Raw genomic sequence first — 8,999 nt, 5'->3', positions numbered from 1 at the left:
GGCGCGGCCCTCGGCTGGCTCTTCGGCCGCACCGCCCGCCCCCGCCGCTGACCCGCCGCCCGCCGTCAGGCATGGCGGGACGAGAGGTCATGCGGCGTGCTCGGCGCACAGGCACCCGACGCCCGGCTCGATCCACTCCTGGCCGACCCACTCGGGGTGCCGCTCGATCAACAACGCCCGGACCTCGGCGACGATCTCGGCCTGGCCCATCGCGGAGTCACGCCGCCGCCAGGTCTCGTCGCGCAGCTCGCGCAGGTAGTCGCGGACGTCGGCCAGCACCTGCGGGCCGCCGAGGTCGCCGTGACCGGGGACCACCACCCGGGGTCCGGTGGCGGCCAGCCGGTCCATCACCGCCAGCCAGCGCACGCCGGAGACGTCCGTGTCGTACGGCGGGAACCACGGGAAGATGGCGAACTGCCCGGTCTCGGCGAGATCCCCGGTGAACAGCACGCCGGCGTCCGGCACCTCGACCACCTGGTCGCCCTTCGTGTGGCCCCGGCCGGTGGGCCGCAGCCGCACGGTCCGGCCGCCGAGGTCAAGGTCGTACCCGTCGTCGTAGACCACGTCAGGGGTGGGCACCCGGACGCCGTCGAGGCGGCGCGCGATCGACTCGCCGAGGCCCCGGAACATCTCCAGGTAGCCCGGCCCCTTCGTCTTCAGGTCGTCCGCCTGGGCGCGGTTGACCAGGTACGTGGCCTGGCCGGCGAACACCTGCGCGCCGAAGGCGTGCTCGGGGTGGAAGTGCGTCGTGGTCAGGTACAGCCGGCGGCCCTTCGCCACCTCGGACGCCAAGGCGAGGACCTGCTCGGCGTTCGCGGTGCCGATGCCCGTCTCGATGACCAGTACGGCCTGCGTACCACCGATGACGCCGATGTTGGGCACCAGCCCGACCCGGTGGTTCGGGATCACCAGCAGGTCGGGCGCGATCTCCTGGGCGCCGCCGACCCGGACGGCGGGGTCGGCCATCGGTTCGTCGGCCATCGGTTCGTTGCTCATGCTCCGATTCCATCGCCCGGGCTTCCCCGCCGTCCAAGACCGATTAGGTGGTGCCGATACCGTACGGGTATCGTCGCCGGTCATGGAGCTACGCACGCTGCGCTACTTCGTGACCGTCGCCGAGGAGCTCCATTTCGGCCGGGCCGCCGCCCGGCTGCACATGAGCCAGCCGCCCCTGAGCCGGGCGATCAAGCAGCTGGAGAACGACGTGGGTGCCGTTCTGCTGCACCGCTCCTCCGCGGGCGTCATGCTCACCCCTGCTGGGGCGGCGCTGCTGGACGAGGCGCGTACCCTGCTCGACCAGGTCGACCGGCTACGCGTGCGCGTGGCCGCGGCGGCCGGCGCCGCGACCATCACCGTCGGCATCCTGAGCGACAGCGCCGACCGAGGCGCGACGCGGCTGGCCGCCGCGTACCGCCGGCGGCACCCGGGCGTCGAGGTCCGCATCCGCGAGACCGACCTGACCGATCCGACCTGCGGGCTGCGCGCCGGACTGGTCGACGTCGCCCTGACCCGCGGGCCGTTCGACGAGACCGGCCTGACGGTGCACGAGCTGCGCGCCGATCCGGTGGGCGCGGTGCTGCGCGCCGACGATCCGCTGGCCCGCCGTGACCGCCTGGAGCTGGCCGACCTGGCCGACCGGCGCTGGTTCCAGTTCCCGGACGGCACGGACCCGATCTGGCAGTCGTACTGGAACGGCGGCGAGCCTCGCGAGGGTCCGGTGGTGCGCGTCGTCCAGGAGTGCCTGCAGGCGGTGCTCTGGAACGGGACGGTCGGGATGATGCCGCTCGGGCACGACCCACCCGAGGAGCTGGCCGTGGTGCCGCTGATCGACATGGCGCCGAGCCGTGTGGTGGCGGCGTGGAACGAGGGCGACGCGAACCCGCTGATCCGGTCGCTCGTCCAGATCGCGACGGCCGCCTACCGCGACTGAGCGCCTCACGGCCGCCGAACGCACCGCGCGGGCCCGCACACGCCTCCGACACTGCGGGTGGGATGGCTGGTCACGCGGGCGATGCGGGGTGCGTGCCTCTCGCGGAAAAGGATCTCCGGGCGTAGCGTGGCTCTATGCGGCAGGCACACGCTGAAGACGCACGGACCGAGGCCAGGCGAATCGTACGAGATCTGCTGGGGGAAGAGCGCCCCACCGCCGAGACGTTGCTGGATGACGCGCGGCCGGTGCTGGGCGGCGAGCGGACCGGGCGCTGTCTCGGCCTGGCGCTGGGCGCGTCGCTCACGCGACGCTCCGCCGAGCTGGCCGCCGTAGCCGCGCTGCTGGTCGGCACCCGTGAGCTGGGCGTTCAGTGGTGGACGCGGGCCAGGGGCGGCAAGCTGCCCGCTCCGGACGAGGTGCTCGCGACGGCGGTCGCGATCGAGCCGTGGACCGATCTGACCGCGCTGGAGATGCTGGCCGCGTGGATCGCCGACGACGCCGCCGACGAGATGTGGGGCAGGCCGGTCGCGGAGGTCGACCTCAACTCCTGGCAGGCGGAGGACCGCTTCGAGCTGCCGCCGGACGTGAAGCCGGGGCAGCGGCTGGTCGTGCACTTCGACGCGGGTGGTCGGCTGGACGCTGTCGTGACCCGGCGGGCCGACGACGACCTCGGTTCCAACCTCGACTTCCACTCGCTCCGCTACTCCCGCCCGGCCGAGGCCCAGTGGAGCTGGGGGGTGGCCGCCGGGCTGGGGCCGCACCGGCTGCCGGGGGAGGACCCCGACCCGTACGCCCTTGAGGTGGACCCCGACGCGGCAGGCATCCTGCGCGCCTGGGCGGTGCGGCACGGCGCCACGCAGGGCCAGCTGGGAGAGCGCTGGCGGACCGTGGGCGACGTGGTGGCCGCGATCGAGCGGGTCGACTGGATGTGGCGCAGCGGCGAGTGGTTCGGGTGGTGGCGCGGGGCTTCGGCGCTGGTGGACGGCTCGGCGTACCTGCCCTACCGGCTGGAGGAGCTGGCCGCCGGCTGACCCCGGCCGCAGGGCACGGCGGTCTGGCGCGGGCCGAGGTGAGCCTGGCGTTATGGTGCCCTCGACGCGGTCACCTGGAGCTCACCACCTGAAGTGAAAGTGCCGCCTTGGAAAGCCCAGGAGAGTTCCCTACCGTTTCCTTGTCACTCTTGGATACTGCCTACCACCTGGAGCTTTCCATGCCTGAGCTGCGCCGCGTTCCCGTCAACGGAATCGAGCTGAACGTGGCCGAGGCCGGATCGGGACCGGCCGTCCTCCTGCTGCACGGCTTCCCCCATACCTGGCAGCTGTGGGGCGAGGTGATGGCGGGCCTGTCCGACCGGTACCGTGTCATCGCGCCGGACCTGCGCGGGTTCGGCGCCAGCACCCGGGCCGAGGCGGGGTACGACGCGGCTTCCCTGGCCGAGGACGTCGCAGCCCTGGTGGACGCGCTCGGTGTGCCTTCCGTCGCCGTGGTGGGGATCGACGCGGGCACCCCACCGGCCTTCCTGCTCGCGCTGCGCCGCCCGGAGCTGGTGCGGCGACTCGTCGTCATGGAATCCCTGCTCGGCCGGCTGCCCGGCGCCGAGGACTTCCTCGCCGGGGGTGCTCCGTGGTGGTTCGGCTTCCACGCCGTTCCCGGGCTGGCGGAAACGGTGCTGGAAGGCAATGAGGCACGTTACATCGACTGGTTCCTCGACGCCGGCACTCTCGGCGAGGGCCCGCAGCCGCAGGTTCGGGACGCCTTCGTCCGGGCCTACACCGGACCTGAGGCGCTGCGCTGCGCGTTCTCGTACTACCGGGCCCTGCCCGAGAGCGCGGCGCAGATCGAGAAGGCCGTCGCCACCACGCGGCTGACGGTGCCGACCATGGCGGTGGGCGCGCACCCGGTCGGTGCGGCGCTGGAACGCCAGCTCCGGCCGATCGCCGACGACCTCACCGGACACATCATCGAGGACTGCGGCCACATCATCCCGCTGCACCGCCCACAAGCCCTGCTCGAACTTCTCCGCCCGTTCCTGGCCGGTGACCCTGCTCCGCTGACGCCTGCCCGCGGGTGACCGGCGCCCGGGCGTCGCGCGGCATCCCGATGGCCTCAGCGAGGACCCGGGCCTGGGCGTCTTGGCGTGATCCCTGACCTCGTGGGAGATTTCTCCCCTGAGCATCAGGAGGAAGCGTGGTCACAGACAACTCCCCGGGGGCGCTGGACGCGATGATGACGCCCGACGACCTGACCGCGGCGCAGGCGGACGCCGCGAGATGGCGTTACGGGTTCTTCGTGGTCCTTGCGGGCATCGTCGCGATCCTGGTGGCCTTCGGCGCCGCCGTCTTCGCCACCCGGCAGTTCGCGGCGCTGTTCGCGGGGGTCGCCGGGGTGATCGGCACGATCATGGGCGCCTACTTCGGGGTGCAGGCGGGCCAGTCGGGTAAGGCCAGAGTGGAGGCCGAGCTGGGCAAGGCGCACGAGCTGGTCGTCCGGCTGGCGGCCTATGTCGGCACGGACAACGCACCCCGTGTCATCGAAGAAGTGCTGGGCCGTCGCCGGAGCTGAGGAGCCATGCGAAGCGTCCGTATCGGAGTCGACACCGGGGGAACGTTCACCGACGTGGTGGCGGTGGACGAGAAGACCGGTGAGATCATCACCACCAAGACCCCCTCCACGCCCGCCAACCCGGCGGACGGGTTCGTCGCGGGCATCGGCAAGCTGGGCGAGCTGGACGTGAGCTCGGTCGTCCACGGCACCACGGTGGCCACCAACCAGCTGCTCGAAGACCGCGTCGCCGGCCTCGGGTTCGTCACCACCGAGGGGTTCGAGTTCATCCTGGAGATCGCCAGGCAGAGCGTGCCCGACGGCTACGGCAACTCCTACTTCTGGGTCAAGCCGCCGCGGATCGTCCCGGTCCACCTCGTCCGGACCGTCGGGGGGCGGCTCGACCACCTGGGCAACGAGGTGTGGCCGTTCGCCGAGGAGCAGGCCGTCGAGGTGGCCAGGTTCTACCGGGCCATGGGCATCACCACGATCGGCGTGTGCTTCCTCCACTCCTACGCCAACCCGGAGCACGAGCGGCGCATGCGCGACGTGCTGGCGCGTGAGCACCCGGAGGCCGTCGTGTCGATCTCCAGCGACGTGCTGCGCGAGTACCGCGAGTACGAGCGCTCGGTCACCACGCTGGTGGACGCCGCGGTCAAGCCGGCCATGCGCCGCTACATCGCCAACCTGTCCTCCCGCCTCGGCATGCCGTTCTCGGTCATGAAGTCCAACGGGGGCGTGCTGTCGGCGCAGGAGGTCGTGCACCAGCCGATCACCACCGTGCTGTCCGGGCCCGCCGCCGGCGCGCTCGGCGCGGCGCTCATCGCCTCCACGGCCGGGCACCCCTCGGTGATCACGCTGGACGGGGGCGGCACCTCCACCGACGTCGCCGTGGTGATCGACGGCGAGCCCTCCATCACCACGGAGGGCGCCATCGGCCGCTACCCGTGCAAGATCCCGATGATCGACATCGTGACCGTCGGGGCGGGCGGCGGCTCGATCGCGTGGATCTCGCCCGAGGGCACGCTGAAGGTCGGTCCCCGGTCGGCGGGCGCCGACCCCGGCCCGCTCTGCTACCGCAGGGGCGGCACGGAGGTGACGGTCACCGACGCCCACGTGTACCTCGGCCGCATCCCGCCGCACCTGCTCGGCGGCGAGATCCCGCTCGACGCCGACGCCGCGCGCACCGGCATCGAGGCGCTGGCCGACAAGCTCGGGCTCAGCGCCGAGCGGACCGCGACGGGCATCCTGGAGATCAGCGCGTTCAACCAGAGCAACGCGATCCGCCGGATCACCGTCAAGCGCGGGCTGGACGTGCGCGACTTCCCGCTGGTGACCTTCGGCGGGTCGGGACCGCTGCTCGCCTGCCGCCTGATCGACATCCTCGGCCTGCCGGCCGTCGTCGTCCCGCCCGAGCCGGGCAACGTCTCCGCGTTCGGCCTGCTCACGGTGGACGTCAAGAACGACTACGTGCGCACGCACGTCACCCGCGACCTGTCCCTGGAGACGGCCGCGGGCATCTTCCGCGAGCTGGAGCACGAGGCGGCCGAGGCGCTCGCCCGCGAGGGTTTCGACGAGCCCGTCCACGCCCGCAGCGCCGACCTGCGCTACTACGGGCAGGCGTACGAGGTGCGCGTCCCAGCCCTCGCGGGCGAGCTGGACGAGGGGTGGCGCGCCGAGGTGCTCGAACGCTTCCACGACGCCCACGAGAAGCTGTACGGCTACGCCTACCGCGACGACCCGCGCCAGGCCGTCGAGTGGGTCAACCTCCGCGTCTCCGGCATCGGCCCCATCAGCCGCCCGGCGATCCGGCGCAGGCCGTACAAGAAGGTCGAGGCGGAGGCGGTGACCAGGCGCGTGCACTTCGAGGACGACTGCGACGCCCCCATCCATCAGCGGGCCGCGCTCGACCCCGGCACCGTGGTCGAGGGGCCCGCCGTGATCGAGGAGTACGGGTCCACCATCCCCATCCACCCAGGTTTCACCGCGAAGGTGGACGAGTACGGCAACGTGGAGGTGCGCCGTGGAGCGTTCGAAGAGCGCGGCTGACCCGATCCTCGTCGAGATCGTCGAGGGCACGCTCGCCTCGGTGGAGAGGGAGGTCGAGACCGCGATCGCGCGCACGGCCCGCTCGCCGATGATCCGCGACGCGCACGACTTCCGCGCGGGCATCCACGACGCGCGGGTGCGCAAGCTCACCGGCCGCTCCTACAGCGCGCTGGTGCAGCCGGTGATCCGCGACTTCCCGATCGAGACGATGAGGCCGGGCGACGTCTTCTTCCACAACGACGTCTACCTGTCCGAGGGCGGCATCGGCCACCTGCCCGACCTGTGCGTCACGGTGCCGGTCTTCCACGAGGGCGCGGTGGTGGCGTTCGTGCAGGCGTTCGGCCACCACGACGACATCGGCGGGTCCGTGCCCGGCTCCATGCCCTCGCACGCGCGCAGCGTCTTCGAGGAGGGCCTCATGGTCCCGCCGATCAAGCTGTGGGACCAGGGCGTGCCGAACGAGGCCGCGCTGCGCATCATGACGCGCAACTCCCGCATGCCCGACTCGCTCGCGGGCGACCTCGACGCGGAGTGCTCGGCCTGCCTCATGGGCGCGCGCCGCCTCGGGGAGCTGTTCGAGAGGTACGGCAGGGAGGCCGTCGAGGCGTGCTTCGACGCGATCATCGACCAGACCACCGAGACGTTCCGCAGGGAGCTGCTGGCCAAGATCCCCGAGGGCACGTACGTCTGGGAGGACTACGCCGAGCACGACGGTGTCGACGAGCCCCGGCTGCACGTCCAGCGGATCACGCTCACCGTGGACCACGCGGCCGACGCACCGCTGACGATCGACTTCACAGGGACGTCACCGCAGGCCAAGGGGCCGATCAACCACGCGGGCGACTACGCCGACGGGGTGTTCCTGAAGAAGTGGCTCGCGCCCATCCTGCGCAACCTCGCCGACTCGCCCGAGCGCATGGCCGAGCTCGACGTCAACGAGGGCGTCGTCCCGCTGATCAAGATGGTCTTCCCGGAGAAGGGCACCCTGCTCACGCCGGTCTTCCCGGCCCCGACCAACGCGCGCACGTTCGTCATCCTGCGCCTGCTCGGCGTGCTGGCCGGCGTGCTGGCCAAGGCCACCGGCGGCCGGATGCCGGCCGACCAGGAGACCATCCGCTACACCGGCGTCTACGGAGCGGACGCCGACGGCATCCCGTACCTGATGAGGGAGGTGCTGGGCGGCGGCTCCGGCGGGCGCTGGTACGCCGACGGGGAGGACACCATCCACGTGGTGCCCGACTCGCGCAACATCCCCGTGGAGTTCGCCGAGGCGCGCTGGCCGCTGCGGATCGAACGGCTCGCGCTGGCCTGCGACTCGGGCGGCCCCGGCATGTTCCGGGGCGGGCTCGGCTACGACAAGCACATCCGGGTGCTGCGCGACGCCTCGTACATGTCCATCGCCGACCGCTCCATCCTGTCGTGCTGGGGCGTCAACGGCGGCCTGGCCGGCCGCCCCTTCCGCGTGGAGATCGCGGGCAAGGAGATGGAAGGGCTGGTGGACGACCATCCCGTGCAGGAGGGCGAGGTCATCCGGGTCCGCACGACGGGCGGGGGCGGCTGGGGCTCGCCGTACGACCGCGACCCGCGCGCGGTGGCGGCGGACGTCCGCGACGGCAAGGTCTCGATCGCGGGGGCGCTCGGCGACTACGGGGTGGTGCTGGACGGCGACCGGATCGACGAGCAGGGCACGGCGGAGCTCCGCGCCCGCCTGCGCCCGACCACCGGCCGCTTCTTCGACCGCGGTCCGGGCTATCCCAAGCTGTCGGGTGGCAGGACGCACGCCGAGGTGGACGAGCTGTAAGGCGGAGCGCGCAGCCGTGCTCGCGCGCCAGGGTGGTCAGTCGGAGGCGGCGAAGTAGGTCGCGGCCATGTCGTCGCCGCCGTGTCCCATTTGCCCGGCGCGGCGCAGCCGGTCGCGGGCTGCCGCCACGAGATCCAGCCTGACCCCCGCCTGCTCGGCGGCTTCCATGATCAGCCCGGTGTCCTTCTCCGCGTTGCGCACGGTGAAGCTCGGCTCGAAGTCGCCCTTCATGATCGCCTGCGACTTGGCCTGGAAGTAGGCGCTGTCCATCGGGCCGCCCGTCACCACCTCCCGGACCAGGCCGGGATCCAGCCCCAGCCCCCTGGCCAGGGCGAGGGCCTCGGCGATCGCCGCGGTCATCGAGATGCCGAGGCTGACCGCGGCCAGCTTCAGCCTGGTGGCCGCGCCGCTCCCGCCGTCTTCGTCCAGCCAGATCGTGCGCTGGCCGAGCGCGCTGAAGACCGGGCCGAGCGCCTCGCGGGCGGGCGGCGGGCCAGCGCCGAGAATGACGAGCCTGCCCTGCTCGGCGGGCTGCCTGGTGCCCTGGACGGGGGCGTCGACGAATGTCAGGCCGTGCTCGCCCGCCAGCGCCGCGAGCCGCCGGACCGCCTCCACGCCGACCGTGCTCATCTGCGCCCACACCTGCCCCGGCCGCAGGCCCGGGGCGGCGGCCGACAC

The 8,999-nt window shown here is 72.4% G+C and carries 8 protein-coding genes; 6 read left to right on the top strand and 2 right to left on the bottom strand.

Going from position 1 to position 8,999, the window contains the following annotated elements; translation table 11 throughout:
- Nucleotides 1-87: 87 nt before the first annotated feature.
- Complete coding sequence (locus DQW85_RS32580) at nucleotides 88-996, bottom strand: MBL fold metallo-hydrolase (protein WP_240197568.1); 909 nt, start codon at nucleotides 994-996, stop codon at nucleotides 88-90.
- A gap of 82 nt (nucleotides 997-1,078) precedes the next feature.
- On the opposite strand from DQW85_RS32580, the gene DQW85_RS32575 reads away from it, so the two are divergent.
- The 6 genes from DQW85_RS32575 (at nucleotide 1,079) to DQW85_RS32550 (ending at nucleotide 8,321) form a co-directional block, all read left to right on the top strand.
- Complete coding sequence (locus DQW85_RS32575) at nucleotides 1,079-1,930, top strand: LysR family transcriptional regulator (RefSeq protein WP_113703620.1); 852 nt, start codon at nucleotides 1,079-1,081, stop codon at nucleotides 1,928-1,930.
- Nucleotides 1,931-2,064: 134 nt separating this feature from the next.
- Nucleotides 2,065-2,961, top strand: coding sequence for a hypothetical protein (locus tag DQW85_RS32570; RefSeq protein WP_113703619.1), 897 nt, complete (start codon nucleotides 2,065-2,067; stop codon nucleotides 2,959-2,961).
- A 179-nt stretch (nucleotides 2,962-3,140) separates the two neighbouring features.
- Complete coding sequence (locus DQW85_RS32565) at nucleotides 3,141-4,001, top strand: alpha/beta fold hydrolase (RefSeq protein ID WP_113703618.1); 861 nt, start codon at nucleotides 3,141-3,143, stop codon at nucleotides 3,999-4,001.
- A gap of 116 nt (nucleotides 4,002-4,117) precedes the next feature.
- Nucleotides 4,118-4,492 (top strand): hypothetical protein, encoded by a 375-nt coding sequence (locus tag DQW85_RS32560; RefSeq protein WP_113703617.1) that lies wholly within the window; start codon nucleotides 4,118-4,120, stop codon nucleotides 4,490-4,492.
- 6 nt (nucleotides 4,493-4,498) lie between these two features.
- Nucleotides 4,499-6,520, top strand: a complete 2,022-nt coding sequence (locus DQW85_RS32555) for a hydantoinase/oxoprolinase family protein (protein WP_113703616.1) — start codon at nucleotides 4,499-4,501, stop codon at nucleotides 6,518-6,520.
- On the top strand, nucleotides 6,495-8,321 hold the full coding sequence (locus DQW85_RS32550; RefSeq protein ID WP_113703615.1) for a hydantoinase B/oxoprolinase family protein: 1,827 nt from the start codon (nucleotides 6,495-6,497) through the stop codon (nucleotides 8,319-8,321). The genes DQW85_RS32555 and DQW85_RS32550 overlap by 26 nt, the downstream gene beginning before the upstream one ends.
- A 36-nt stretch (nucleotides 8,322-8,357) precedes the next feature.
- Here the strand turns inward: DQW85_RS32550 and DQW85_RS32545 are convergent.
- On the bottom strand, nucleotides 8,358-8,999 hold a 642-nt coding region (locus DQW85_RS32545; protein WP_162795550.1), incomplete at its 5' end, for an NAD(P)-dependent oxidoreductase.

The sequence above is a fragment of the Nonomuraea lactucae genome (assembly GCF_003313395.1).
Lineage (GTDB): Bacteria > Actinomycetota > Actinomycetes > Streptosporangiales > Streptosporangiaceae > Nonomuraea > Nonomuraea lactucae.
This window is presented reverse-complemented; position numbering and strand designations above follow the sequence as displayed.

What these genes read in the sequence shown, in the direction of transcription:
- DQW85_RS32555 (WP_113703616.1), top strand. Translation starts at nt 4,499, where the DNA reads ATGCGAAGCGTCCGTATCGGAGTCGACACCGGGGGAACGTTCACCGAC.
- DQW85_RS32570 (WP_113703619.1), top strand. Translation starts at nt 2,065, where the DNA reads ATGCGGCAGGCACACGCTGAAGACGCACGGACCGAGGCCAGGCGAATC.
- DQW85_RS32565 (WP_113703618.1), top strand. Translation starts at nt 3,141, where the DNA reads ATGCCTGAGCTGCGCCGCGTTCCCGTCAACGGAATCGAGCTGAACGTG.
- DQW85_RS32580 (WP_240197568.1), bottom strand. Translation starts at nt 996, where the DNA reads ATGAGCAACGAACCGATGGCCGACGAACCGATGGCCGACCCCGCCGTC.
- DQW85_RS32575 (WP_113703620.1), top strand. Translation starts at nt 1,079, where the DNA reads ATGGAGCTACGCACGCTGCGCTACTTCGTGACCGTCGCCGAGGAGCTC.